Source organism: Pseudomonas sp. IT-347P, from assembly GCF_949768005.1.
GTDB lineage: Bacteria > Pseudomonadota > Gammaproteobacteria > Pseudomonadales > Pseudomonadaceae > Aquipseudomonas.
The window spans coordinates 70,324-96,799 of sequence record NZ_CATKPQ010000003.1 but is presented as its reverse complement, the minus strand read 5'-3'; the positions used below and the strand labels follow the sequence as shown (position 1 = coordinate 96,799).

Here is a 26,476-nt window from a genome sequence, read left to right as displayed (position 1 = left end):
ATCGCTCCCACAGGCTCATTTGCTTGACCTGTGGGAGCGTGCTTGCTCGCGAAGCTCTTTGTTCAGGCGGTGGCTAGAGAAGGCTTTTGCGAAACACTCAAAAACCGCAACAACGCCAACAACGGAAACGCGCTGCCGACAATCACGACCCACAACCAGCCGCCATGCTCATACACCGCACTGGCCACCGACGAGCCGAAGGCGCCGCCGATGAAGATGCTGGTCATGTACAGGGCATTCAGCCGGCCACGGCTTTTGGCGTCCAGCGAATACACCGCGCGCTGGCCGAGGACCATGTTCATCTGCACGCAGAAGTCGAGCACCACGCCGGTCACGGCCAGGCCGATGACGCTGTAGGCCGGGTGGATGAACGCCGGCAGGAAGCTCAGGCTGGCAAACAGCATGGCCAGCAGCGAGGCGATGCGGGTGTGGCCAGCGTCGGCCAGGCGTCCGCTGATGGGCGCGGCGATGGCACCGATGGCGCCGACCAGGGCGAAGATCGCGATCTCGCTTTGCGACAGGCCATGGTTACGCGCCAGTTCCAGCGGTACGGCGGTCCAGAACAGGCTGAAGGTGGCAAACATGCAACCCTGATAAAACGCACGCTGACGCAGGACCGGTTGCTGGCGCAGCAGCGTCCACAGCGAGCCGATCAGCTGGCCATACGTGGCGCTGTGATCCGGCTGGCGCTTGGGCACGGTCAGTGCCAGCACCACGCTGATCGCCGCCATCAGTGCGGCAGCGATCATGAACATCGCCCGCCAGCCCAAGTGGTCGGCAACCACGCTCGACACTGGCCGCGCCAACAGAATGCCCAGCAGCAGCCCGCCCATGATCCCGCCGACCACCCGGCCGCGAGACTCTTCCGGCGCCAGATGCGCCGCCAGTGGAATCAGGATCTGCACCGACACCGAGCTGAAACCCACCAGCAACGAGATCAGCAAGAACACGTTTGGCTGATCGGTAAACGCCGCGCCCAGCAGGCTGGCAATCGCCACCACGGTGGTGATGATCATCAACCGACGGTTTTCCAGCAGATCACCAAGCGGCACGAGGAAGAACAGGCCCAGCGCATAACCGATCTGCGTCAGTGAGACGATAAAGCTGGCCATGGTTTCGGACAGGCCGATGTCCGGCGCGATCAGGCCAATGATCGGCTGCGCGTAGTAGATGTTGGCAACAATGGCGCCGCAGCAGAAGGCGAACAGCAGCACCATGCCTCGGGTCATTGCGTGAGTGGTGGTGGTCATAAGGTTTCTCGATCCAGCGAATGGGGATGCGCTAAGGCTATGGGGCAAACCGGACGGGCAGAAGACGCCTTCGGTTGATATCAGTTATTCCGTTGCGGAATGAACGGTGGCTATCGTGTGTCAGCCATCGGCGAACCTTGCGTCCGACCGTTGAGGGGCGATGATACATTCACTTACATCTTCTTCGATAGCGTGCTTATGTTTGTAGCGGCGTGTTCAACCTTGATGACCGGAGGATTGCAATGTTTCGTCAAACGCTTCGCTACACCGCAACGATTACCTTGATCGGCCTGCTCGGCACGATGAGCGCACAGGCCGCCGACGCCCCGGGGATGCGCCTCGGCGTGCGCGGCGAGATCACCGGGGTCAGCACCGACAGCGTGAAAGTCCACGTCAACAGCGGGGAAAACGTGGTGATTCAGTTGACGGGCGACACCAGGGTTCGCGCCGTCACTTTGGCCAATATTGAAGACATCAAACCCGGCAGCTACATCGGCTCGGCAGCGATGCCACAGGAGGACGGCACGCTCAAGGCGCTGGAGGTGCATGTATTTCCGCCGGAACTGGCGGGCAGCGGTGACGGGCATCGGCCGTTCGATCTGGCCAAGGGCAGCAGCATGACCAATGGCAGCGTCGGTGATCTGGTGGTGAGCAACGGGCGGGTGCTGACGGTGAACTACAAGGGCGGGCAACAGAAGATTCTGGTGCCGGAGGATGTGCCGATTGTGAATTTGGTGCCGGGGGATCGGAGCTTGCTGAAGGTTGGGGTGAAGATTGTCTCGTTTGTAACGCAGAGTGCGGATGGCACATTGACGGCGCAATCGATTTCTGCGGGGAAGGATGGGGTGACGCCGCCGATGTAAAAGCACCCTCACCCTAGCCCTCTCCCGGAGGGAGAGGGGACTGATTGGGGGATGCTGAAGGAATACGCCGAGCTGAAACTGCGATGCCGAATCCATAATCGATAAGGTCTCTCAGGTCGATGTAACTCGCCAGACACTTCGGTCGGCCCCCTCTCCCTCTGGGAGAGGGCTGGGGTGAGGGTAAAGCGGCCAAAAAAAAGGCGACCATTGCGGGTCGCCTTTTTCATGACAGGTTATGCCTTACTGCCCGCTGTAAATCTGATCGAAAACCCCACCATCATTGAAATGAGTCTTCTGCACCGTGCGCCAGTCACCAAAGGTCTTCTCCACCGAGAGGAAATCAACTTTCGGGAAGCGGTCGGTGTATTTGGCCAACACCGCCGGATCACGCGGACGCAAGTAGTTCGCCGCGGCAATTTCCTGACCTTGCGGCGACCACAGGTACTTCAGGTACTCATCCGCCGCCGCACGCGAACCTTTCTTGTCGACGACTTTATCAACCACCGATACTGGCGGCTCAGCCTCAGCAGAAACGCTCGGGTAAATCACTTCGAACTGGTCACGACCAAACTCGCGGGCAATCATCTCCGCTTCGTTTTCGAAGGTCACCAGCACGTCGCCGATCTGGTTGGTCATGAAAGTTGTGGTCGCGGCGCGGCCGCCGGTATCCAGCACTGGCGCTTGCTTGAACAGTTTGCCGACGAAGTCCTTGGCCTTGTTTTCGTCACCGCCGTTCTTCAGCACATAACCCCAGGCCGACAGGTAGGTGTAGCGGCCGTTACCCGAGGTTTTCGGGTTAGGCACGATCACCTGCACGCCGTCCTTGAGCAGATCCGGCCAGTCTTTCAGGGCTTTCGGGTTGCCTTTGCGGACGATGAACACCGTGGCCGAGGTGAATGGCGCGCTGTTGTTCGGCAGACGGGTGACCCAATTGTCCGGGACCAGTTTGCCGTTGTCGGCGAGGGCGTTGATGTCGGTGGCCATGTTCATGGTGATGACGTCAGCCGGCAGGCCATCGATCACCGAGCGCGCTTGTTTGCTCGAACCGCCGAAAGACATCTGCACGGTGATGTTTTCGTTGTGCTCGGCCTGCCAGTGTTTCTGGAACGCAGTGTTGTAGTCCTTATAGAAATCGCGCATCACGTCGTAGGAAACGTTGAGCAGCGTCGGTGCTGCCTGAGCAATGTTGGCCAAGGCCAGGCCGGCGGCGAGAAGTGAGGCGCCAAAGAGTTTTTTCACTGCGCATTCCTTGTTTTATCTGTGTGGAAGCAGGGGGTGATGTTCAATTGCCACTGACTATAACGGCGCGCGCATAGTCGTTTAAAGACTAAAAAGATCTTTGCTTATTCCAGTTTCTTAAACAATGCATTGCCACACCGCGAGCAAAACGCTGCGCCCTGTTCATGGCTGTTTTTCTTGCACACCGGGCAATCGTGTTGCAGCTGTTCACCGCGCATGGCGTTGGCCAGTTCGGCGGTGAAAATCCCCGTCGGTACGGCGATGATCGAGTAACCGGTGATCATCACCAGTGACGAAATCACCTGACCCAGCGGGGTCTTCGGCACGATGTCGCCGAAGCCCACGGTGGTCAGCGTGACGATAGCCCAATAGATGCCTTTGGGGATGCTGGTGAAGCCATGCTCCGGGCCTTCGATCACGTACATCAGTGTGCCGAATACCGTCACCAGGGTGCAGACGCTGACCAGAAACACCACGATCTTCTGTTTACTGCCGCGCAGCGCCGACATCAAGTAATTGGCTTGCTTGAGGTACGGACTGAGCTTGAGCACGCGGAAGATCCGCAGCATCCGAATAATGCGGATGATCAGCAGGTACTGCGCATCGCTGTAATACAGGGCGAGGATGCCGGGCACGATCGCCAGCAGATCCACCAGCCCGTAAAAGCTGAAGGCGTAGCGCAACGGCTTGGGCGAGCAGTACAGGCGCAGGATGTATTCGCCGAGAAAGATGATCGTGAAGCCCCATTCGATGTAGGCCAGCACGTCGGCGTAGTTCTGGTGAATGCTGTCGATACTGTCGAGCATCACAATCACCAGACTGGAGAGGATGATCAACAGCAAGATGCCGTCGAAGCGACGCCCGGCGAGGGTGTCGCTCTGGAAAATCATGACGTAAAGCCGTTCGCGCCAATCGTTGCTGCTGTCCATGGATAACGCCTGAATCGAAGATCAGCGCAGCCTAGGTTGATTCTCCCCGTGAGCGCAAGGCGCACGCTCGACGACAGCTTTGCCGAGCATCTGAATCCCGGCGCGGATCAGCCAGCAAGCGAGGATGAATGGCGCGGTCAACGTGGCCAGGCCAATCGCCGCAAACAGCGGTGTAACCAGCAGCGCCAGCACGATGCCGAGCAGCGGCAGCCACGGTTGTTGGCGTTGGCTACTGAAGGCGAGGGCGGCGAGCACGGCGTTATAGCTGCCGAGGCCGAAAAGCGCAGCGCTGTTTTCGTGGTGCAACAGACTGGAGCCGAGGCCGATCGCCGACGCCAGCAGTGCCCAGCAAAATGCCCGACGATCAGCGATCAGCAAACCGATGGCGATCAATGCGCCGGCCAGTGGATGACCGAGAAACATCACCTGGCCCAGGCCACGCAGTTCAGCGGCGAGCAGGTTCAGCGTATTCATTTCGATGGGCGCGACAGGCGCCGACGGTTCGGCGAACAGCAGCAACAGCCAGCTCAGCACCACGAACGGCGAGGTGTAGGCCGGTATGGCGCGGCTGCGGTACACATGTTTGAGCCATTGTTGCGTGACCATCGCGCTCAAGCCACCCGCGGCGAGAATCAGCGGCGGCAGCATCGGTGACCAGGGGAAATAAAGGCTCAGCAGCAGGCCGAGCAGCACGCCGTTATAACTGAACAGTCCGGCCTGACGATCAGCCTTGGCGTAGTTGCGCCGTTGCGCGGTGAGCAATCCCGCAACGGCACCGAGCAGGGCGCCGGCAAACAGCACCGGCGCGGTGAGCAGAATCGCCAACAGGCACAGCAAGCCGCACAGCGGATGGCGCTGGAGGAATATCTGACTGAAACCGTTGAGCAAAGCCTCGGCCCAGTCGGGGCAGTGGGTGTTGAAATGATTGGCAGGCATGGCAGTTCTGAAAGTCAGTGAAACCGAATTGCCTGCATCGCCAGCAGGGCTGGCTCCCACATTGAATCTTTGTTCAGTCATTGAGTTTGTGATGCACACAAATCAACTGTGGGAGCGAGCCTGCTCGCGAAGAGGCCGGTACAGGCGCTAAATCAATGTTTCGATGCGCAGCGAGTTAGTCGAGCCCGGCTGCCCGAACGGCACGCCGGCCGTGATCAGCAGCGTGTCGCCACGCTCGGCCATGCCTTGCGCCTGGGCGATTTCCAGCGCGGTCGAGCACACCTCATCGACCTGGCGCAGGCGATCGTTGACCACCGAATGAATGCCCCACGCCACGCTCAAGCGACGCGCGGTCTGCAGATTCGGCGTCAGGTTGAGAATTGGCGCTTTCGGCCGTTCCCGCGAGGCACGCAAACTCGACGCCCCCGACTCGCTGTAGTTGACCAGCACCGCCACTGGCAGCACGTTGCTGATACGCCGGATCGCGCAGCTGATCGCATCGGACACGGTTGCCTCGGCTTTCGGCCGGCTGACGTCGAGCTGGGTCTGGTAATCCGGGCCGTTTTCCACCTGACGGATGATCTTGCTCATCATCTGCACGGCTTCCAGCGGGTACTCGCCGGACGCGGTTTCTGCCGACAGCATCACCGCGTCGGCACCTTCGGCCACGGCGTTGGCGACGTCAGTCACTTCGGCGCGGGTCGGGGCAGGGGAGAAGCGCATCGACTCAAGCATCTGCGTCGCCACCACCACCGGTTTGCCCAGTTCGCGGCAGGTGGTGATGATGTTTTTCTGGATCTGCGGCACGCTTTCGGCCGGCACTTCGACGCCGAGATCACCGCGAGCGACCATGATCGCATCGCTCAATTCAGCGATTTCACGCAGTTGTTCGACCGCCGACGGCTTCTCGATTTTCGCCATCAGAAAGGCTTTATCGCCGATCAGCGCGCGGGCCTCGACGATGTCTTGTGGGCGCTGCACAAACGACAGCGCGACCCAGTCCACGCCCAGCTCCAGACCGAAGCTCAAATCGCGGCGATCCTTGGCGGTCAACGGGCTGAGGTCAAGCACCGCTTGCGGCACGTTGACGCCTTTGCGGTCCGACAGTTCGCCACCATTGAGCACGGTGGTGTCGATCGCATCGTTGTATTTGCTCACCACGCGCAGACGCAATTTGCCGTCGTCGAGCAGCAGGTCCATGCCCGCTTCCAGCGCGGCAATGATCTCCGGATGCGGCAGATTGACCCGGCGCTCATCGCCCGGTGTCGCGTCCAGATCAAGCCGGAACGCCTGACCACGATGCAACTGCACCTTGCCGTCAGCGAACTTGCCGACGCGCAGTTTCGGCCCCTGCAAGTCCATCAGAATGCCCAGCGGATAGTTGAGCTGGCGCTCGACTTCGCGGATCCATTGATAGCGCTTGGCATGGTCGGCGTGATCGCCGTGGCTGAAGTTCAGGCGGAAGATATTCACCCCGGCCTCGACCAGTTCACGGATATCTTCGATGCCATCAACAGCAGGCCCGAGGGTGGCGAGGATTTTGACCTTTTTATCAGGCGTCATGATTTGCAGTTCTCAAGGATCAGAATGGCGCGGAAGTCGTTGACGTTGGTGCGGGTCGGCTCGGTGACGATCAGCGCATCGAGCGCCGCGAAATAGCCGTAGCCGTTGTTGTTATCCAGCTCGTCGCTGGCGCTCAAACCGAGGGCAGCAGCGCGGGCGTAGCTGTCCGGGGTCATGATCGCGCCGGCGTTGTCTTCCGAGCCGTCGATGCCGTCGGTGTCACCGGCCAGGGCATAAACTCCGGGCTGGCCTTTGAGGTTGTCGGTCAGGCTGAGGAGGAATTCGGCGTTGCGTCCGCCCCGGCCATTGCCGCGCACGGTCACGGTGGTTTCGCCACCGGAGAGAATCACGCACGGCGCTGCCAATGGCTGGCCGTGATTGATGATCTGGCGGGCGATGCCGGCGTGGACTTTCGCCACTTCGCGCGATTCGCCTTCGAGGTCGCCGAGGATCAGTGTGCTGAAACCGGCCTGACGGCATTTCACCGCCGCCGCATCCAGCGATTGCTGCGGGCGGGCGATCAGCTGGAAGTGGCTGCGCGCCAAGGCTGGATCGCCGGGTTTGACGGTTTCCGACTCAGGGCTTTGCAGCCAGATGCGCACCGAGGCGGGGATGTCGATGCCGTAGCGTTTGATGATCGCCAGCGCTTCGGCGGACGTGCTTGGGTCGGCCACGGTCGGGCCGGAAGCAATGACCGTGGCGAGGTCGCCCGGTACATCGGAAATCGCGTAGGTGTAGACAGTGGCAGGCCAGCAGGCCTTGCCCAGACGCCCGCCCTTGATCGCCGAGAGGTGCTTGCGCACGCAGTTCATCTCGCCGATGGTCGCGCCGGATTTGAGCAAAGCTTTGTTGATCGACTGCTTGTCAGCGAGGGTGATGCCTTCGGCCGGCAATGCGAGCAGGGCGGAACCGCCGCCGGAGAGCAGGAAGATTACGCGGTCGTCCTCAGTCAGGTTGCTGACCAGTTCCAGCACGCGTTTGGCCACGGCCAGACCGGCAGCGTCCGGCACCGGATGCGCGGCTTCGACCACCTCGATTTTTTCGCACGGGGCGCCGTGACCGTAACGGGTCACTACCAGGCCTGTGACTTCACCTTCCCAGCAACGCTCGACCACCTGCGCCATGGCGGCGGCGGCTTTGCCGGCGCCGATGACGATCACCCGGCCGCTGCGGTCGGCAGGCAAATGAGCTTCGAGGACTTGGTTCGGATGGGCCGCGTCGATGGCTGTGGCAAACAGCTCACGCAGCAGTTGTTGCGGATCGACCGACATGGCGGGCTCCCGGAATTCTTGTTATTCGAAAGGGCAACTCAGATCCATTGGGAGCGGGCTTGCTCGCGAATGCGGTGGGTCAGTCAATCTCCATGTCGACTGACACGTCCTCTTCGCGAGCAAGCCCGCTCCCACATGGAAAGCGGGGCAGTGGCTTATTTGTTGTCGCGAATCGAGAAGTTGGCCATGTGTTCCAGACCTTTGATCAGCGCCGAGTGGTCCCAGTTGCTGCCACCGATGGCCGCGCAGGTGCTGAACACTTGCTGAGCGTTGGCGGTGTTCGGCAGGTTGATGTTCAGCTCCTTGGCGCCTTGCAGGGCCAGGTTCAGGTCCTTCTGGTGCAGGCTGATGCGGAAGCCCGGATCGAAGGTGCCTTTGATCATGCGCTCGCCGTGCACTTCAAGAATCTTCGAGGAGGCGAAACCGCCCATCAGCGCTTCACGCACCTTGGCCGGATCAGCACCGTTTTTCGAAGCGAACAGCAGGGCTTCAGCGACGGCCTGAATGTTCAGGGCAACGATGATCTGGTTGGCCACTTTGGCGGTCTGACCGTCGCCATTGCCTCCGACCAGGGTGATGTTCTTGCCCATGGCCTGGAACAGCGGCAGGGCACGTTCGAAGGCATCAGCATCGCCACCGACCATGATGCTCAGGGTCGCGGCTTTGGCGCCGACTTCACCACCGGACACTGGCGCGTCAAGGTACTGCGCGCCTTTCTCGTTGATCTTCGCGGCGAAAGCCTTGGTCGCGGTTGGCGAGATCGAGCTCATGTCGATCACGACTTTGCCTTTGCCGATACCGGCGGCAACGCCGTCGGCGCGGAACAGCACGTCGTCGACTTGCGGGGTATCCGGAACCATGACGATGATGAATTCAGCTTCCTGCGCCACTTCGCGCGGGTTGGCCAGGGCGACGGCGCCAGCGGCGATCAGATCAGCCGGAGCAGCGTCGTGGTGTTGCGACAGGAACAGGCTGTGACCGGCTTTCTGCAGGTTCGAAGCCATTGGGTGGCCCATGATGCCGGTGCCGATAAATCCGATTTTAGCCATGAGAAAATCCTCTTGTTTTTGTCTTGCTCAAGCAAATTGGGAGAACTGCTTTTTGTGGGAGCGGGCTTGCTCGCGAATGCGGTGGAACATTCAATATCCGTGTTGACTGAACCACCGCATTCGCGAGCAAGCCCGCTCCCACAGGGGATTTGCTGCGTTCTTAGATTGCGTTGTGGGTTTTCAGCCAGCCCAGGCCTGCTTCGGTGGTGGTTAGCGGCTTGTATTCGCAACCCACCCAACCCTGATAACCGATGCGGTCGAGGTGTTCGAACAGGAAGCGGTAGTTGATTTCACCCGTGCCTGGTTCGTTGCGCCCCGGGTTGTCTGCAAGCTGCACATGGTTGATCTCGCCGAGGTGCGATTGCAGGGTGCGGGCCAGATCGCCTTCCATGATTTGCATGTGATAGATGTCGTATTGCAGGAACAGGTTGGCGCTGCCGACCTGCTCGCGAATCGACAGGGCTTGCGCCGTGTTGTTCAGGTAGAAGCCCGGAATGTCGCGAGTGTTGATCGCTTCCATCACCAGTTTGATGCCCGCTGCCTGCAGCTTGTCGGCGGCGTATTTCAGGTTGGCGACGAAGGTCTTTTCCACGGTGGCATCGTCAACGCCTTGCGGACGGATACCGGCCAGGCAGTTGACCTGGGTGTTGCCCAGCACTTGCGCGTAGGCAATCGCCAGATCGACACCGGCGCGGAACTCTTCGACCCGGTCCGGCAGGCAGGCGATACCGCGCTCGCCCTTGGCCCAGTCACCGGCCGGCAGGTTGAACAGCACTTGGGTCAGACCGTTGGCGTCGAGCCTGGCCTTGATTTCGGCGGAGCTGAAGTCGTACGGGAACAGGTACTCGACACCGCTGAAACCGGCCTTGGCGGCGGCGTCGAAACGGGCAAGGAAATCCTGTTCGGTGAACAGCATGGACAGGTTGGCTGCGAAACGCGGCATGGTGGTCTCCTAAAAACGGATGTGACACGGTTGGTCAGACTGAACGCGATCAGTCCCCTCTCCTGGGGGAGAGGGTTAGGGTGAGGGGGAATCCAGAGTCTGATCCCGATTGTGCGAGCACCGCAAAACCTTTTCCTCACCCCAGCCCTCCCGAAACGTCGGACCGCCCCGAGGGAGAGGGAGCTAGTTACGATCAGTCAAGCAACGAAATCGCCGTCGGCGCGTCATTGCCAACCAGCGCCAGGTCTTCGAATTCGTTGACGGCGTTGATCTCGGTGCCCATGGAGATGTTGGTCACTCGCTCCAGAATGATCTCGACGATCACCGGCACCTTGAACTCCTCGATCATCTGTTCGGCCTTGCGCAGGGCAGGGGCGATTTCCGATGGTTCGAACACACGCAGCGCCTTACAGCCCAGGCCTTCAGCCACTGCGATGTGGTCAACCCCGTAACCGTTGAGTTCCGGCGCGTTCAGGTTATCGAAGGACAGCTGCACGCAGTAGTCCATTTCGAACCCGCGCTGGGCCTGACGGATCAGACCCAGGTACGAGTTGTTCACCACGACGTGGATGTACGGCAGTTTGAACTGAGCGCCGACCGCCAGTTCTTCGATCATGAACTGGAAGTCATAGTCCCCCGACAGGGCCACGACTTTCCGGCTCGGATCGGCCTTCACCACGCCCAGCGCTGCCGGAATGGTCCAGCCCAACGGACCGGCCTGGCCACAGTTGATCCAGTGACGCGGCTTGTAGACGTGCAGGAACTGCGCGCCGGCAATCTGCGACAGACCAATGGTGCTGACGTAGCAGGTGTCCTTGCCGAACACCTGGTTCATTTCTTCGTAAACGCGTTGCGGTTTCACCGGCACATTGTCGAAGTGGGTCTTGCGGTGCAGGCTGGCTTTGCGCTGCTGGCAGTCCTGCAGCCAGGCACTGCGGTTTTTCAGCTTGCCGGCGGCTTGCCATTCACGAGCAACTTCGATGAACACGGTCAGCGCTGCGGCGGCGTCGGAAACGATGCCCAGATCCGGCGTGAATACGCGGCCGATCTGCGTGCCTTCGATGTCGACGTGAATGAACTTGCGGCCTTCGGTGTAAACGTCAACCGAACCGGTGTGACGGTTGGCCCAACGGTTACCGATACCCAGTACCACGTCGGATTTCAGCATCGTCGCGTTGCCGTAACGGTGCGACGTCTGCAGACCCACCATGCCGACCATCAACGGGTGATCGTCAGGGATCGTGCCCCAGCCCATCAGGGTCGGGATCACCGGGATGCCGGTCAGCTCAGCGAATTCAACCAGCAGATCGCTGGCGTCGGCGTTGATGATGCCGCCACCGGCAACCAGCAATGGACGCTCGGCCTGATCCAGCAGCGCCAAGGCCTTTTCGACCTGAACGCGGGTCGCGGTTGGTTTGGCCAGTGGCAGCGGCTGGTAAGCGTCGATGTCGAATTCGATTTCGGCCATCTGCACGTCGAACGGCAGGTCGATCAGCACCGGGCCTGGACGGCCGGAGCGCATTTCATAGAAGGCTTTCTGGAACGCGTAAGGCACCTGGCCCGGCTCCAGAACCGTGGTCGCCCACTTGGTGACTGGCTTGACGATGCTGGTGATGTCGACCGCCTGGAAGTCTTCCTTGTGCATACGGGCGCGGGGTGCCTGGCCGGTAATGCAGAGGATTGGAATCGAGTCGGCCGAGGCGCTGTAGAGCCCGGTGACCATGTCGGTGCCGGCAGGGCCGGAAGTACCGATGCACACGCCGATATTGCCGGCCTTGGTGCGGGTGTAACCCTCGGCCATGTGCGAGGCGCCTTCAACGTGGCGAGCAAGGACGTGATCGATGCCACCGACTTTCTGCAAGGCGGAGTACAGCGGGTTGATGGCAGCGCCCGGGATGCCAAAAGCGGTATCAACCCCTTCACGGCGCATCACCAGAACGGCGGCTTCGATTGCTCTCATTTTGCTCATGGTTTTGTGCCTCTTTACGTTTTGTAATTGTATACAAGTGGCTTTGCGCAGAGTGTATTCACGGCGGACGGCGCAGGTCAATCCATTTTCTCAAGCACCTGTTTCATTCGTCGGAAGTCCGTATGAGTGTGGCTTTTCGTCGCATGTGGCGCTTTTCGAGAATTATTGTATACAAAAAAATAACTCATTGTGTTCTATTTGTTGCCTCGGGCTGCGGCAGAAAAGCGCAGCCCCACGACTTTCCCTATAACAAAATGAGGACGGCACCATGAGCGCTTTAACCTTGAAAGTCGCAGTCAACCTGGTCAACGAAGCCATCAACGCAGGGCGCGGCATCAACGCCGCGCCGCTGACCATCGCGGTACTCGATACCGGCGGCCACCTGATCACCCTGCAACGCGAAGACGGCGCGAGCCTGCTGCGCCCCAACATCGCTATTGGCAAAGCCTGGGGGGCGATTGCCCTGGGCAAGGGCTCCCGCCTGCTGGCCCAGGACGCGCAACAACGCCCGGCGTTTATTGCCGCGCTGAACAGCATGGGCCAGGGCAGCGTCGTGCCGGCACCGGGTGGTGTATTGATTCGGGATCAGGCGGGGAACGTGCTGGGCGCGATCGGGATTAGCGGGGATTTGTCGGATATTGATGAGCAGGTGGCGATCAGGGCGGTGGAGGCGTTGGAGTTGAGAGCGGATGCGGGGGTGGCTGCTTGATTTTTTAGCGTCTGAACTGAAGTCTTCGCGAGCAAGCTCGCTCCCACAGGTTTGTGTTCTGACACATAAAGTGTGAGCACCTCAAATCCCCTGTGGGAGCGAGCTTGCTCGCGAAGGCGATTCAACAGACACATTTGGCCAAAACAGTCTTTCCTCTTCCTTCCTGTACCCAGATCTAACCTTTCAGGTCTTCTCATGAAAGGGGCAAAGGAATGCCAAAACTATCAGTCTCGCATCGCCTACGTCTTGGCCGTTATGCCGAACCCAACCGCTTATATCTACTGACCGCCAATACTCTTTACCGTGAACCTGTTTTCCGTGATTTTGCGTTGGGCAGGTTGGTCGTAGACCAATTTCGACGCGCCCAAGAGCAGGGCTTTGCCGACTCTTTGGCGTGGGTGGTGATGCCTGACCACTTTCATTGGTTGATCGATTTGAAGCGAGGTTCCTTGAGTGACCTGATGCAACGGACAAAATCCTTGAGCGCGCGGGCAGTGAATCTGGCTGCGAATAGAAAAGGCAGTTTGTGGCAGCAGGGATTTCATGACCGCGCGCTGAGGCGGGAAGACGATTTGGTGAAAATGGCACGTTATGTCGTGGCTAACCCATTGCGGGCAGGTTTAGTGCAGAAGTTTGGCGACTATCCGCTCTGGGATGCGATTTGGGTCTGACAGGCTAACCGAGTCGCTCCATTCGCGAGCAAGCTCGCTCCCACATTGGATCTGTGGCGTTCACAAATCCCTGTGGGAGTGAGCCAGCTCGCGAAGCAGTCACCGCGGTGTTTCAGTCCGGCTCACACCCCTTCAACACCAACCGGGTAATCGTTTGCGCTGCGGCTTCATAATCCGCCTCGTCCAGCTTGTCCTTGCCGGTGATCGCAGAAATCTGCCAGTCGAAGTCGGCGTAGGTCTGGGTCGCGGCCCAGATGCTGAACATCAGGTGATGGGGGTCGATCGGGGCGATCTGGCCGCGGTCGATCCAGGTCTGGATGCAGTCGATGTTGTGCCTGGCCTGGCCGTTGAGTTGCTCGACCAGGTCGGCGCTCAGGTGCGGGGCGCCGTGCATGATTTCGCTGGCGAAGACTTTCGAGGCGAAAGGCAGGTCGCGGGAGATGCGGATCTTCGAGCGGATGTAGCCGCTCAGCACTTCGCTCGGCACGCCGTCCGGATTGAATGGCGTCGAGGCCTGCAAAATCGGCACGATGATGCTTTCCAGAACCTCGCGGTAGAGATTTTCCTTGGACTTGAAGTAGTAATAGACGTTGGGCTTGGGCAATCCCGCCTTGGCGGCGATGTCGCTGGTTTTGGTCGCAGCGAAGCCCTTGTCGGCGAACTCCTCACTGGCGGCACGCAGGATCAGTTCTTTGTTGCGCTCGCGGATTGTGCTCATAAACCCGGTGGTTCCTTGCCTGTTCTGGCGGTTGCGCATGGTAGCACCGGCCTCGCGCAGCGCTCAAGAATGCCCCGCGTGGTCTATGGTCGCGTTATGCTTCGCACCATTCATACATAAAAGGAAACAGGATTCATGGCAGGAAGCAGTTTGCTGGTGCTGGTCGACGATATTGCCACCGTGCTGGATGACGTGGCGTTGATGAGCAAAATGGCCGCCAAGAAGACCGCCGGCGTGCTCGGTGACGATCTGGCGCTCAACGCCCAGCAGGTCTCCGGCGTGCGTGCCGAGCGGGAAATCCCGGTGGTCTGGGCCGTGGCCAAAGGCTCGTTCGTCAACAAACTGATTCTGGTGCCGTCGGCGCTGGCGATCAGTGCGTTCGTGCCGTGGCTGGTCACGCCGCTGTTGATGGTCGGCGGTGCGTATTTATGCTTCGAAGGGTTCGAGAAGCTCGCGCACAAGTTTCTGCACAGCAAGGCTGAAGACGAGGCCGGGCATGCGCAACTGACTGAGGCGGTAGCCGATCCGGCGACGGATCTGGTGGCGTACGAGAAGGACAAAATCAAGGGTGCGATTCGCACGGACTTCATTCTCTCGGCAGAAATCATCGCCATCACTCTGGGCACCGTGGCGGATGCTTCGCTGACGCAGCAAGTGATCGTGATGTCCGGCATCGCCATCGTCATGACGGTTGGCGTTTACGGGTTGGTGGCGGGTATCGTCAAACTCGACGACCTCGGCCTGTGGTTGACGCAAAAGCCCGGGCAGTTGGCGAAGAAAATCGGCAGCGCGATCCTCAGTGCCGCGCCGTACATGATGAAAACCCTGTCGGTGGTCGGCACCGCGGCGATGTTCCTGGTCGGTGGCGGCATCCTCACCCACGGCGTGCCGGTGCTGCATCACTGGATTGAAGGCGTTGGCGCCGCGGCGGGGAGTGCCGGGTTTGCAGTGCCGATGTTGCTCAATGGCTTGGCGGGGATTATTGCCGGTGCGGTGGTGTTGGCGGTGGTTTCCGTCGTTGGCAAGATCTGGAAAGCGATCAAAGGCTGAACGCAGTCCCCCTGTAGGAGTGAGCCTGCTCGCGATAGCGGTTTGTCAGCCATGCAAGTGGTGACGGGTACACCGCTATCGCGAGCAGGCTCACCCCTACAATTGGATCTGTGTGACGCCATGAAAAAGGGCCATTCGACTCGCATCGAATGGCCCTTTTTGTTACCCGCCGAAAACTACTCGGCAACCTGCAACTTGCGCGCTTCGGTGTACACGTAACGCACCTTCTCGTATTCGAACGGCGAGTTCATCTGACCGTAACGGAAACTGGTCTGGTAGCGCTTGTCGACCGCACGCAGGGCCCAGATTTCCGGGTGGTTGGAGCTGACTTCCGAGACGTTGAGGAAGTTGATCGCCGATTCGGCGGTGTAATCCACGGCAAGACCGGCGGTGTCGCGGATGTTCGACGGGCCGAAGATTGGCAGCACGAAGTAAGCGCCGCCCGGTACACCGTAGAAGCCCAGGGTCTGGCCGAAATCTTCGCTCTGACGCGGCAGGCCCATGGCGGTGGCCGGGTCCCACAGGCCGGCGATGCCGATGGTGGTGTTGAGCAGCAGGCGCGCGGTGGTTTCCATCGAGCGCTGGCCCTTGAACTGCAGCAGGCTGTTGACCAGGTTCGGCACGTCACCGAGGTTGTTGAAGAAATTGCTCACGCCGGTACGCACGAAGCTCGGCGTGATGTAACGGTAGCCATCGACCACCGGCAGGAACACCCATTGGTCGAAGCGATAGTTGAAGTGGTAGACCCGGCGGTTCCACGATTCCAGCGGGTCGTAGACGTTCAGCGCGTTGAGCGTCGAACGCTCGAATTCGCGTTGATCCAGTCCCGGGTTGAACTTGAGTCTGGACAGCGGCTCCTTGAAGCCATCGCTGTCGACCACTACGGGCGCGTTAGCTTTACTGTTGTCGGCCTGGGCCACGCCTGCACAGAGTAACGCTGCAATCAGCAGGAGATATTTAGCCACGGAAGAACTCCAGCATGGCGTCGCTGTTGACGCGGTAGTTAAGGTTGCCGCAATGGCCGCCCAGTGGATAAACGGTCAGGCGGTCACCGAAGGTTTTACGCAGGAACCCGAGATCGCCCGGGCCGAGGATCACGTCGTCGGCGTTATGCATGACAGCAATTTTCGGGCTGTCGTGCAGGTAATCCTTGAGCGCATACAGACTGACCTGATCGATCAGTTGCAGCAGGCTGCCGCCGTCGGTGCGCGCACGCCACATCGGAATCACTTGTTCGGTGATATAGCAGTCGAAGTCACACTGCAGCGCACGCTTGAGGAATGGCGTGAGGCTGGTGCCCTCGGTGATCGGGAATTTCGGCGGGGTAATCAGGCCGCGACGGTTGATCAGGTCCGATGTGAAGGCAATGTCGGCCGCCGAGAAGCGGAACGAAGTGCCGATCAGCATCGCCATCTGTTCGTTGGTCAGGTGCTGCTTGGACTGCTGGAAGTCGTAGAGCAGCGCATCATTGAGGTCGATGTAGCCTTTCTGCTGGAAGTAGCGGGTCAGCTTGGACAGCACCAGCTCATAGAACGTCGTGCTGCTGTTGATGCCCTTCACCTCGGTCTGCACCAGTTTGTCGAGGTTGGTCACCGAGGTGTAGAGGTTGACCGGCGGATTGAGCAACAGGACTTTCTTGAAGTTGAAGCTGCGACGGGTTTCATCCAGATGCGCGACGAAGGCGGCATCGAGGGCGCCGAGGCTGTAGCCGGTCAGGTAATACTCGGTGACCGGCAGTTTCGGGTTTTGCGCGCGCACGGCCTGCATGACCCGGTACATGTCTTCGGCGTCTTCCTTGGTCACGCCTGGGGTGGCGAAACGTGAGGCGGCGCTGATGAAGTCGAAACTGGTCGGCGACGACAACTGCACGACGTGGTAACCGGCCTTGTAATAAAGCTTTTTCAGGTATTCGTTGAGCGTGCTGTCATAGCGCGCGCCGGTGCCGGCGATCAGGAAGATCAGCGGTGCCGGTTTGTCCTGGGTGGCGATGCGATAGGTGAGCTTTTTTACCGCCCAGAAGTTGTCCGGCAGGATGAACTCGCGCTCCGGGCGCAGCGTCAGGCTGCGGTCCGACTGAGTGATGTCATCGTCCAGCGGCAATTCCGGGCGCAAGTCCGGCGGCGTCGTGGCGATGGTCGCCTCGAACGGGTTGGTCAGGGGGTAGCCATAACTGGCGGCGTCGATATCCACCGCCAGTGCGGACGCACTCAGAATAAGGCCGCTGAACAGCGCGGCGAAGCGCAAGGAACGGAGCATGACTAGATCCCTTAGAGGAAGGTGCCGAATGAAGTTCGCATGCTATGACCACCGGGTTTGCGCCAAAGTGCCATGCTGCGGCACCAAACAGGCAGAATTCGGGGTAATAGTAGCTGGACGATACACTTTGCACGCCCTGAATGAACAGTTAACAGTTGTTAGTTCTTGCACACGGCTGGCGGCAGATTAAGCTGGCCGCCGATTTCCGCACATTGGAGTGTTTCATGTCCCGCCGTTTGCCCGTGATTTTGCTGCTCGTTCTGTTGCCATTGTGGCTGGCCGCCAGTTATGGCGCGCGTTATGGCTTTATGGAAGACGGAAAGTGGGTGGGCATCTGCGTCGACGAGGCGAGCCGCTGGGAATGTCAGGTGCGTTCGAACCTGGGCTTGATGATTCACTTCAAGGTGTTGGGCTGGACGGCGTTAGGCGCGGCGTTGATTGGTTTCGTCGTGCCGGGGCGGGCAGGGTGGTGGCTGGCGGTGCTGGCGCTGGTAATCGGGGTGCCGGCGCTGGCGTTGTACAACACCACGCTGGCGGTTTTTGCGCTGGTGATTGCCGGGTTGCGACTGGTCAGAGCGACTCGCAGCGCCTGATCGTCAGCTATCGCGAGCAGGCTCACTCCTACAAGGGGAGCGCATTTCCAACTGTAGGAGTGAGCCTGCTCGCGATTGGGCATTTCAGCCGATGAAGCTTAAGTCTTGCGAACGCGAAGGCAGCGCCAAAGGGCAGCCACCATTAATAAGCTCACCAACGCCCAGCCCCGCGCCTGCTGATTCTGCAAACCTTCCTGATACAACTGCGGCGCAATCCCCGCACCGACAATAAATGTCAGCAGGGCAATCTCGCGACGCGGCACGCTGACCGGCCGGCACAGATAAACCAGCGCCGGCAGCACAAACGCCATGCTCGCAAAACTGCGATAACGCGGATCGAACACCATCTCCAGCATCATCACCGCTGCAGCAAAACCGGCTGCCGCGACCAGCCAGCCCGCGCGGCGCTCCAGCAGATTGAACGCCCGTTCCCGCCAACCGGTGCGCGCGCTCAGCGTCAGCGCGGCGTGTGCCAATACCAACAGATTCAGCGCTGTCAGCAAGCCGACCCACAGCCACTCACTGGCAAACCGCGTGGTCACCCGCGCCAAGTCACCCCAGGCGCCAATCGAGCAAGCGGCGAGGGCGCCCAGCAGCGGCAACAGCAGCGCTGAACGCGTAGTGCCGACACGGCCACCAAGCAACAGCGTGCCAAGGACAATCAAACCACCGACCGCCAGCCATTCCTTCCAGAACGGCACATTGGTCACCGGCCCGGCGAGTACGCCTTTGTCCTGTCGATCAGCATCGAACAAACCCCAGTAACCGCCGACCGCACCTTCACTGCCACGCTTCCACGGCTGGTCAAAGGCTTCGATCAGGTTGTAATGCCAGCCTTCCTTCTCGGCCATCGCGACAAAACCGCGAACGAACTTCGCTTCGTTGACCCGGCTCGGCAAGGCGGTCTCACGCTGGCGGCCTTCGCTCGGCCAGCCGGTTTCGCCGATCATCACGTCTTTGGGCGCGAATTTATGGCCGAACACCTGGCGCACATCGGCGACATGCTGCAAAGCGACGTCGATATTCGACGGATCATCTTCCCAGTACGGCAGCAAATGGATGGTCAGGAAGTCCACCGCCGGCGCGACCTCCGGGTGCTTGAGCCAGAACTCCCAGACATCGGCGTACGTCACCGGTTGCTTGATCTGGCTTTTGACTTTGTTGATCAGTCGAACCAGTTGCGCGCCGGTGACTTCTTTGCGCAGCAAGGCTTCGTTGCCGACGATCACTGCGCTGACCACGTCGGGGTTGGCATTGGCTGATTTGATCAGCAGGTCGACCTCTTTCTCGGTGTCCACCGGGTTGCTGTTGACCCAGGCACCGATCATCAATTTCAGGCCATGTTTGCGTGCCAGCTCCGGCAGCGCTTCAAGTCCCGTCATCGAATAGGTGCGGATGCATTCAAAGCGTGTCGCCAGTAACGCCAGATCCGCGTCCATGCGCTGCGGGCGCAGCTTGAAGGGCACGTCGAACGGCGATTGGTCTTTATCGAAGGGGGTGTAGGAGGCGCACTGCAATTTATGCGTCGGGGTCGCGGCGTCCGGCAAGATCACCGGTTGGCCAAGGCCATACCAGAAACCCCCGAGGGCAAGCAGCCCCAGCAGGCAAGCGAACAGATAAGGCAGAAAAGGGAAGCGGGAGGTCGCGGACATGGTCAGGCCGAGTGGCTGCAAAGCGACGCATGTTACCTGCATTTATAGAGGGTTGGTGGCCCGCATGATTTTGACATGCAAAGTTCGGGCGGATTATTTGGCGTCATTTATATAGTCGCGATTAATGGCTTTCTGATGTCGTTTCTCGTTGCCTTGAGGTCGCTGACAGAGCAGGTCGCTTCGGGCGTCAGGTTGATGATCGAAAGCGTCAGTACTCCACTGATGTTCGAGTGTGTTTGCGGTCCAGGCGTGATGGGGGCGCTGTGCACCATAACAATACGTTGACGATGCCCGGCATCCGTCGGGCGCAGCATTTCGGGGAAGTAAACGATGAAGATGCGACGACTTTTAGGCGCAGGTGCCGCTCTGGTGCTTGCGATGAGTTCCACTTTCGCCAACGCTGAAAAACAGACCCTGAACATCGGTTACGTTGACGGCTGGTCCGACAGCGTGGCGACCACTCACGTGGCAGCCGAAGTGATCAAGCAGAAACTCGGCTACGACGTGAAGCTGCAGGCCGTCGCCACCGGGATCATGTGGCAGGGTGTGGCCACTGGCAAACTCGACGCCATGCTGTCGGCGTGGCTGCCAGTGACCCACGGCGATTACTGGACGAAGAACAAGGATCAGGTCGTCGATTACGGGCCGAACTTCAAGGACGCGAAAATCGGCCTGATCGTGCCGGAGTATGTGAAAGCCAAGTCGATCGAAGACTTGAAAACCGATGACACCTTCAAAAATCGCATCGTCGGCATCGATGCCGGTTCAGGCGTGATGCTCAAGACAGATCAAGCGATCAAGGATTACGGCCTCGACAAATACACCCTCAAAGCCAGTTCCGGCGCCGGCATGATTGCCGAGCTGACCCGTGCCGAGAAGAAAAACGAATCCATCGCCGTCACCGGTTGGGTGCCGCACTGGATGTTCGCCAAGTGGAAGCTGCGCTTCCTCGACGACCCGAAAGGCGTGTATGGCCAGGCTGAAACCGTTAACAGCATCGGCAGCAAAGGCCTGGAAGCCAAGGCACCGGAAGTGGCCAAGTTCCTGAAGAACTTCCAGTGGGCGTCGAAAGACGAAATCGGCGAAGTCATGCTGGCGATTCAGGACGGTGCCAAGCCTGACGCCGCCGCCAAGGATTGGGTGGCCAAACACCCGGATCGCGTGGCTGACTGGACCAAATAAACGCTTCACCGCCTAACCCTGTGGGAGCGGGCTTGCTCGCGAAAGCGGTCTGTCAGTCGACTTATGTGTTGACTGATACGACGCCTTCGCGAGCAAGCCCGCTCCCACAGTTGTTTTGTGCTGTACCGGAAATTGGCAAAAGGGTCATGGCGTTCTACTACTAAGGTCGTCTGTTACCGCGCTCGCAGCCGCATACATTAGCTATGTTCCAACAATAATCTGTGCTGCGAGGATAAAAACAATGAACGACAGCATTTACCTCTCGATTCAAAACAGTCCCCGATTCAAGGAGCTGGTGCGAAAAAGGGAAAAGTTCGCCTGGATACTCTCGGCGATCATGCTCGGGCTTTACTCTGGCTTCATCCTGTTGATCGCTTACGGGCCGCACATACTGGGTGCAAAACTCAGTCCGGAATCCTCGATTACCTGGGGCATTCCAATCGGTGTCGGACTCATTCTTTCAGCGTTCATTCTTACCGGTATCTACGTGCGCCGCGCCAATGGCGAATTTGACGACCTGAACAATGCGATTCTCAAGGAGGCTCAGCAATGATCCGGCGTCTACTGGCTCTATTGAGCGTCGCAATGTTCGCCCCGGGTGTCTGGGCAGCTGACGCGCTGACTGGTGAAGTGGCCAAACAGCCACTGAACATCCCGGCGATCCTGATGTTCGTCGCCTTCGTTGGCGCGACCCTGTACATCACCTACTGGGCCTCGAAGAAGAACAACTCGGCGGCCGACTACTATGCAGCGGGCGGCAAGATCACCGGTTTCCAGAACGGTCTGGCGATTGCCGGTGACTACATGTCGGCGGCGTCCTTTCTGGGGATTTCCGCGCTGGTATTCACCTCCGGCTACGATGGCCTGATCTACTCGATCGGCTTCCTGGTGGGCTGGCCGATCATTCTGTTCCTGATCGCCGAGCGCCTGCGTAACCTGGGTAAATACACCTTTGCCGACGTGGCGTCCTACCGCCTCGGGCAAACCCAGATCCGCACGCTGTCCGCCTGCGGTTCGCTGGTGGTGGTGGCGTTCTACCTGATCGCGCAAATGGTCGGCGCCGGCAAGTTGATCCAGCTGCTGTTCGGTCTGGACTACCACGTCGCGGTGATCCTGGTCGGTGTGCTGATGTGCATGTACGTGCTGTTCGGCGGCATGCTGGCGACCACTTGGGTGCAGATCATCAAGGCTGTGCTGCTGCTGTCCGGCGCATCGTTCATGGCGCTGATGGTGATGAAGCATGTGGGCTTTGACTTCAACACGCTGTTCTCCGAGGCGATCAAGGTTCACGCCAAAGGCGAGGCGATCATGAGCCCGGGCGGTCTGGTCAAGGATCCGGTTTCCGCGTTCTCGCTGGGTCTGGCGCTGATGTTCGGTACGGCTGGCCTGCCGCACATCCTGATGCGCTTCTTCACCGTGAGTGACGCAAAAGAAGCGCGCAAGAGCGTGCTCTACGCGACTGGTTTCATTGGTTACTTCTATATCCTGACCTTCATCATCGGCTTCGGCGCGATCCTGCTGGTCAGCACCAACCCGGCCTTCAAGGATGCTGCTGGCGCGCTGTTGGGCGGCAACAACATGGCGGCGGTGCACCTGGCCAACGCGGTCGGCGGCAGCATCTTCCTCGGCTTTATCTCGGCGGTGGCGTTCGCGACCATTCTCGCGGTGGTAGCCGGTCTGACCCTGGCGGGTGCTTCGGCGGTTTCTCATGACCTGTACGCCAGTGTGATCAAAAAGGGCAAGGCCAACGAGAAGGATGAGATTCGCGTTTCGAAGATCACCACCATTGCCTTGGCGGTGCTGGCGATTGGCTTGGGCATCCTGTTCGAAAGCCAGAACATTGCGTTCATGGTGGGCCTGGCGTTCTCCATCGCGGCGAGCTGTAACTTCCCGGTATTGCTGCTTTCGATGTACTGGAAGAAGCTGACCACCCGCGGCGCGATGATCGGCGGCTGGCTGGGGCTGGTGAGTGCAGTGGGCCTGATGATCCTCGGCCCGACCATCTGGGTGCAGATCCTGCATCATGAGAAGGCGATCTTCCCTTACGAGTATCCGGCGTTGTTTTCGATGATCATTGCCTTTATCGGGATCTGGTTCTTTTCGATCACTGACAAGTCGGCGGCTGCGGACAATGAGCGGGCGCTGTTCTTCCCGCAGTTTGTGCGTTCGCAGACGGGGTTGGGGGCGAGTGGGGCGGTTTCGCATTGATGGTTTGATGGTTTTGTAATGTTGTGCTGAATGCCCCGGTTGAGAGATCGGGGCATTTTTTGTGGGCGGTTATCGGACTTGGGTGGGTTTTTTGATTGGGTGTATATCCGTTGCTGCGGTAACGGCGGCTTAGGGTTTCGCCCTTACGGCGACTCACTTTTTTTCAAACGCCAAAAAAAGTAAGCAAAAAACGCTTGCTCCTACGTGCGGCCCGCTCGCTGGGGCTCGGGGTTCCTTCGCTGCGGGATTGATCCGGGCGCAGCGTCTCCGGTTTGCTTCGCTGCACCTCCTCTCGCTGTGTTTGGCTGCGCCAAACGGTCGCTGCGCTCCCACGCCCGGATCAATCCCTCCGCTCAGCCTTCCGACGTCGCCCGTGGATCAAGATCAAAAGCAGGCGAGCTGACACTCGGCCTATTGAGTGGTGAAGAGCGCGGGTGTTCGGCTTTTGATTTGCGTTGTGGCTGCCCCTCACCCCAGCCCTCTCCCGAGGGAGAGGGAGCCGATGGTGGGCCTTTCAGAATCCGAGTTCGGCTCGATATCTCAGGTCGGCGTAGCTCTACCAAACAACTCGGTCAGTCCCCTCTCCCTCCGGGAGAGGGCTAGGGTGAGGGGCTCTTGATCTGGCTTGTGATCTTGCTTTGGTTTTTGATCTTTTGCCCCATCGGCAGGCCGAGCGAAGGTGTTCATCCGGGGGGAGGCGCGCAGCGCCGTGCGGCGAAGCCGCATTCATCGAGAGGAGGTGCAGCGAAGCAAACGGTAGGCGATGCCCCCGGATGGACACCGTAGCGAGGGAACACTGAGCCTCAGCGAAGTGCCGTACGCCAGGGGCAAAGCCTTTTGGTTCCTTTTTGGCGTTTGAAAAAGGGACTCGCTGTAAGAGCGAAACCGCCAGCGGCAACACCCGCAGCAACGGATATGCCCCCAAACCCCGAAAAAACAGTCGGCCCACAGGCCGCTGAGACCAAACAAAAACGGCCCCTATATAAATAGAGGCCGTTCCCGGTACAACTCAAGACTTCATCGCAAGACAAATCTTATTTGCGGTCTTCCAGCTTGGTAATGTCACGCGACTCGTAGCCGGTGTACAGCTGGCGCGGACGGCCAATCTTGTACGGGCTGGAGAGCATTTCTTTCCAGTGGGAGATCCAGCCAACCGTACGCGCCAGCGCGAAAATCACGGTGAACATGCTGGTCGGAATGCCGATCGCCTTGAGGATGATCCCCGAGTAGAAGTCGACGTTCGGGTACAGCGAGCGTTCGATGAAGTACGGGTCGGTCAGGGCGATCTCTTCCAGGCGCATGGCCAGTTCGAGTTGCGGATCGTTGTTGATGCCCAGTTCCTTCAGTACTTCGTCGCAGGTCTGCTTCATTACAGTCGCGCGAGGGTCGCGGTTCTTGTAAACGCGGTGACCGAAGCCCATCAGTTTGAACGGATCGTTCTTGTCCTTGGCCTTGGCGATGAACTTGTCGATGTTCGACACATCGCCAATCTCGTCAAGCATGGTCAATACGGCTTCGTTCGCACCGCCGTGGGCAGGGCCCCACAGTGCGGCGATACCGGCGGCGATACAGGCGAACGGGTTGGCACCCGAAGAACCGGCCAGGCGCACGGTGGAAGTCGACGCGTTCTGCTCGTGGTCGGCATGGAGGATAAAGATCCGGTCCATGGCCTTGGCGAGCACCGGGCTGATCGGTTTGATCTCGCACGGGGTGTTGAACATCATGTGCAGGAAGTTTTCCGCGTACGTCAGGTCGTTGCGCGGGTACATCATGGGTTGGCCCATGGAGTACTTGTAAACCATCGCTGCCAGGGTCGGCATCTTGGCCACCAGACGGATCGCGGAGATTTCGCGATGCTGCGGGTTATTGATGTCCAGGGAGTCGTGGTAGAAGGCCGAGAGGGCGCCGACTACACCGCACATGACGGCCATCGGGTGGGCGTCGCGACGGAAACCGTTGAAGAAGGTTTTCAACTGCTCGTGAACCATGGTGTGGTTTTTCACGGTGCTGACGAACTGGGCCTTCTGTTCTGCGGTCGGCAGTTCGCCGTTAAGCAACAGGTAGCAGGTTTCCAGGTAGTCCGACTTTTCAGCCAGTTGTTCGATCGGGTAGCCGCGGTGCAACAGAATGCCGTTGTCGCCGTCGATATAGGTGATCTTCGACTCGCACGAGGCGGTCGACATGAAGCCTGGGTCGAACGTGAAGCGGCCCGTGGCCGTCAGGCCCCGAACATCGATTACATCGGGACCAACGGTGCCGGTTAAAATGGGCAGCTCGACGGGGGCTGCGCCCTCGATGATCAACTGCGCTTTTTTGTCAGCCATGTGGCCTCCTATTTATGCTTGAACCATCAGACAGACCCCCCACGCAGGGCCCGCACCACTATAGTGAGATAAATTCGAATGTCAATTTGCCTAAAGTCTTGCTCCAGAAGGCTTTAAGCGCACTTTTTCCTCGAAATTGACTGCCATTTACGCCTTTTATGCGACTTGTGCAATCAGCTATTAGGGCTAGGTGATTGCGTTGTCATTAGTAGCCTAACTGTCTATACTCGGCCACCGACCGCCAAGGGCTTTTGGGCCTGCTTTATTGGGGGTCGCATCCCTGGGTGGTGGTTACCTGACCAGTGCACTCCCCAACAACTTTGCCCTGATTGTTAGGGGCTCTTCAGTGTGAAAAAAAAGCCGTGAAAAGCCAACGACCTGTAAACCTAGACCTAAGGACCATCAAACTCCCCATCACCGGCGTTACGTCGTTTCTTCACCGTGTTTCCGGCATCATCCTCTTCCTGGGTATCGGCTTCATGCTTTATGCATTGGGCAAATCTCTGGGTTCCGAGGAAGGTTTTGCCGAGGTGAAGGCATGCTTGACCAGCCCGCTGGCCAAGTTCGTAGCATGGGGCCTCCTGTCCGCTCTGCTGTATCACCTGGTAGCCGGTGTGCGCCACTTGATCATGGATATGGGCATCGGTGAGACGCTGGAAGGCGGCCGCCTGGGCTCGAAAATTATCATCGCCGTTTCCGTGGTGCTGATTGTTCTGGCAGGAGTTTGGATATGGTAACCAGCGTTACGAACCTTTCGCGTTCGGGCCTCTATGACTGGATGGCGCAACGTGTGTCTGCGGTTGTTCTCGCGGCTTATTTCATCTTCCTGATCGGATACCTTGCAGCGAATCCGGGCATTGGCTACGACCAGTGGCACGGCCTGTTCGCTCACAACGGGATGCGTATCTTCAGTCTGCTGGCCCTCGTTGCCCTTGGCGCTCACGCCTGGGTCGGCATGTGGACCATCGCGACCGACTACCTGACGCCAATGGCGCTGGGCAAGTCCGCGACCGCAGTACGTTTCCTTTTCCAGGCAGTTTGCGGCATCGCGATGTTCGCTTACTTCGTCTGGGGTGTGCAGATTCTCTGGGGTATCTGATT

At 59.3% G+C, this 26,476-nt stretch carries 24 protein-coding genes; 10 read left to right on the top strand and 14 right to left on the bottom strand.

What is annotated here, in order from left to right; translation table 11 throughout:
* Positions 1 to 62: 62 nt before the first annotated feature.
* Positions 63 to 1,250 (bottom strand): MFS transporter, encoded by a 1,188-nt coding sequence (locus tag ACM6IV_RS02055; RefSeq protein WP_414868524.1) that lies wholly within the window; start codon positions 1,248 to 1,250, stop codon positions 63 to 65.
* A gap of 242 nt (positions 1,251 to 1,492) precedes the next feature.
* On the opposite strand from ACM6IV_RS02055, the gene ACM6IV_RS02050 reads away from it, so the two are divergent.
* Positions 1,493 to 2,113: a hypothetical protein gene (locus ACM6IV_RS02050; RefSeq protein ID WP_414868523.1), complete on the top strand. Its 621-nt coding sequence runs from the start codon at positions 1,493 to 1,495 to the stop codon at positions 2,111 to 2,113.
* A gap of 240 nt (positions 2,114 to 2,353) precedes the next feature.
* On the opposite strand, the gene ACM6IV_RS02045 is transcribed toward ACM6IV_RS02050, so the two are convergent.
* From ACM6IV_RS02045 to gcl, 8 genes are all read right to left on the bottom strand, one after another.
* Entirely contained in the window at positions 2,354 to 3,352 is a 999-nt protein-coding gene (locus ACM6IV_RS02045; RefSeq protein WP_126361321.1) for a sulfate ABC transporter substrate-binding protein, read from the bottom strand.
* A 104-nt stretch (positions 3,353 to 3,456) separates the two neighbouring features.
* Positions 3,457 to 4,281, bottom strand: a complete 825-nt coding sequence (locus ACM6IV_RS02040) for an ion transporter (RefSeq protein WP_414868522.1) — start codon at positions 4,279 to 4,281, stop codon at positions 3,457 to 3,459.
* A 21-nt stretch (positions 4,282 to 4,302) separates the two neighbouring features.
* Complete coding sequence (locus tag ACM6IV_RS02035; protein ID WP_414868521.1) at positions 4,303 to 5,217, bottom strand: urea transporter; 915 nt, start codon at positions 5,215 to 5,217, stop codon at positions 4,303 to 4,305.
* Positions 5,218 to 5,364: 147 nt separating this feature from the next.
* Positions 5,365 to 6,780: a pyruvate kinase gene (pyk, locus tag ACM6IV_RS02030; RefSeq protein ID WP_414868520.1), complete on the bottom strand. Its 1,416-nt coding sequence runs from the start codon at positions 6,778 to 6,780 to the stop codon at positions 5,365 to 5,367.
* On the bottom strand, positions 6,777 to 8,051 hold the full coding sequence (locus ACM6IV_RS02025; protein WP_414868519.1) for a glycerate kinase type-2 family protein: 1,275 nt from the start codon (positions 8,049 to 8,051) through the stop codon (positions 6,777 to 6,779). Before ACM6IV_RS02025 ends, pyk begins: the two co-directional genes overlap by 4 nt.
* A gap of 155 nt (positions 8,052 to 8,206) precedes the next feature.
* Entirely contained in the window at positions 8,207 to 9,100 is an 894-nt protein-coding gene (locus tag ACM6IV_RS02020) for a 2-hydroxy-3-oxopropionate reductase (protein ID WP_414868518.1), read from the bottom strand.
* Positions 9,101 to 9,260: 160 nt separating this feature from the next.
* Complete coding sequence (hyi, locus tag ACM6IV_RS02015) at positions 9,261 to 10,043, bottom strand: hydroxypyruvate isomerase (protein WP_095050211.1); 783 nt, start codon at positions 10,041 to 10,043, stop codon at positions 9,261 to 9,263.
* 193 nt (positions 10,044 to 10,236) lie between these two features.
* Positions 10,237 to 12,012, bottom strand: coding sequence for a glyoxylate carboligase (gene gcl, locus ACM6IV_RS02010; RefSeq protein WP_041479607.1), 1,776 nt, complete (start codon positions 12,010 to 12,012; stop codon positions 10,237 to 10,239).
* 268 nt (positions 12,013 to 12,280) lie between these two features.
* Here gcl and ACM6IV_RS02005 point away from each other — a divergent pair, with 268 nt between their 5' ends.
* Positions 12,281 to 12,721 carry a GlcG/HbpS family heme-binding protein gene (locus tag ACM6IV_RS02005; protein ID WP_414868517.1) on the top strand — a complete coding sequence of 147 codons (441 nt, stop codon included), beginning with the start codon at positions 12,281 to 12,283 and terminating at the stop codon, positions 12,719 to 12,721.
* 212 nt (positions 12,722 to 12,933) lie between these two features.
* Complete coding sequence (locus tag ACM6IV_RS02000) at positions 12,934 to 13,392, top strand: REP-associated tyrosine transposase (protein ID WP_150692209.1); 459 nt, start codon at positions 12,934 to 12,936, stop codon at positions 13,390 to 13,392.
* Between the two features lie 112 nt (positions 13,393 to 13,504).
* Here the strand turns inward: ACM6IV_RS02000 and ACM6IV_RS01995 are convergent, their stop codons facing one another.
* Positions 13,505 to 14,110, bottom strand: coding sequence for a TetR/AcrR family transcriptional regulator (locus tag ACM6IV_RS01995; RefSeq protein WP_414868516.1), 606 nt, complete (start codon positions 14,108 to 14,110; stop codon positions 13,505 to 13,507).
* A gap of 135 nt (positions 14,111 to 14,245) precedes the next feature.
* Between ACM6IV_RS01995 and ACM6IV_RS01990 the strand changes: the two genes are divergently transcribed.
* Positions 14,246 to 15,160, top strand: a complete 915-nt coding sequence (locus ACM6IV_RS01990) for a DUF808 domain-containing protein (RefSeq protein WP_414868515.1) — start codon at positions 14,246 to 14,248, stop codon at positions 15,158 to 15,160.
* 176 nt (positions 15,161 to 15,336) lie between these two features.
* Here ACM6IV_RS01990 and ACM6IV_RS01985 read toward each other — a convergent pair whose 3' ends face one another.
* Together ACM6IV_RS01985 and ACM6IV_RS01980 are read right to left on the bottom strand one after the other, a co-directional pair.
* Positions 15,337 to 16,125, bottom strand: coding sequence for a VacJ family lipoprotein (locus ACM6IV_RS01985; protein ID WP_414868514.1), 789 nt, complete (start codon positions 16,123 to 16,125; stop codon positions 15,337 to 15,339).
* Positions 16,118 to 17,416, bottom strand: a complete 1,299-nt coding sequence (locus ACM6IV_RS01980) for a serine/threonine protein kinase (RefSeq protein WP_414868513.1) — start codon at positions 17,414 to 17,416, stop codon at positions 16,118 to 16,120. Before ACM6IV_RS01980 ends, ACM6IV_RS01985 begins: the two co-directional genes overlap by 8 nt.
* Before the next feature lie 224 nt (positions 17,417 to 17,640).
* On the opposite strand from ACM6IV_RS01980, the gene ACM6IV_RS01975 reads away from it, so the two are divergent.
* Complete coding sequence (locus ACM6IV_RS01975; protein WP_414868512.1) at positions 17,641 to 18,009, top strand: hypothetical protein; 369 nt, start codon at positions 17,641 to 17,643, stop codon at positions 18,007 to 18,009.
* 98 nt (positions 18,010 to 18,107) lie between these two features.
* On the opposite strand, the gene ACM6IV_RS01970 is transcribed toward ACM6IV_RS01975, so the two are convergent.
* Complete coding sequence (locus ACM6IV_RS01970; protein ID WP_414868511.1) at positions 18,108 to 19,703, bottom strand: glycosyl hydrolase family 17 protein; 1,596 nt, start codon at positions 19,701 to 19,703, stop codon at positions 18,108 to 18,110.
* A 288-nt stretch (positions 19,704 to 19,991) separates the two neighbouring features.
* Here ACM6IV_RS01970 and ACM6IV_RS01965 point away from each other — a divergent pair, with 288 nt between their 5' ends.
* From ACM6IV_RS01965 to ACM6IV_RS01955, 3 genes are all read left to right on the top strand, one after another.
* Entirely contained in the window at positions 19,992 to 20,843 is an 852-nt protein-coding gene (locus ACM6IV_RS01965) for a glycine betaine ABC transporter substrate-binding protein (RefSeq protein WP_414868510.1), read from the top strand.
* Between the two features lie 241 nt (positions 20,844 to 21,084).
* Positions 21,085 to 21,396 (top strand): DUF485 domain-containing protein, encoded by a 312-nt coding sequence (locus ACM6IV_RS01960; protein ID WP_047600264.1) that lies wholly within the window; start codon positions 21,085 to 21,087, stop codon positions 21,394 to 21,396.
* Positions 21,393 to 23,051, top strand: a complete 1,659-nt coding sequence (locus ACM6IV_RS01955; RefSeq protein WP_414868509.1) for a cation acetate symporter — start codon at positions 21,393 to 21,395, stop codon at positions 23,049 to 23,051. The genes ACM6IV_RS01960 and ACM6IV_RS01955 overlap by 4 nt, the downstream gene beginning before the upstream one ends.
* Before the next feature lie 1,034 nt (positions 23,052 to 24,085).
* On the opposite strand, the gene gltA is transcribed toward ACM6IV_RS01955, so the two are convergent.
* Positions 24,086 to 25,375 (bottom strand): citrate synthase, encoded by a 1,290-nt coding sequence (gene gltA, locus ACM6IV_RS01950; RefSeq protein WP_003222994.1) that lies wholly within the window; start codon positions 25,373 to 25,375, stop codon positions 24,086 to 24,088.
* A 362-nt stretch (positions 25,376 to 25,737) separates the two neighbouring features.
* Between gltA and sdhC the strand changes: the two genes are divergently transcribed.
* Together sdhC and sdhD are read left to right on the top strand one after the other, a co-directional pair.
* Positions 25,738 to 26,112 carry a succinate dehydrogenase, cytochrome b556 subunit gene (gene sdhC, locus ACM6IV_RS01945; protein ID WP_034156251.1) on the top strand — a complete coding sequence of 125 codons (375 nt, stop codon included), beginning with the start codon at positions 25,738 to 25,740 and terminating at the stop codon, positions 26,110 to 26,112.
* Positions 26,106 to 26,474 carry a succinate dehydrogenase, hydrophobic membrane anchor protein gene (gene sdhD, locus ACM6IV_RS01940; RefSeq protein ID WP_007919900.1) on the top strand — a complete coding sequence of 123 codons (369 nt, stop codon included), beginning with the start codon at positions 26,106 to 26,108 and terminating at the stop codon, positions 26,472 to 26,474. The genes sdhC and sdhD overlap by 7 nt, the downstream gene beginning before the upstream one ends.
* The last annotated feature ends 2 nt before the right edge of the window (positions 26,475 to 26,476 follow it).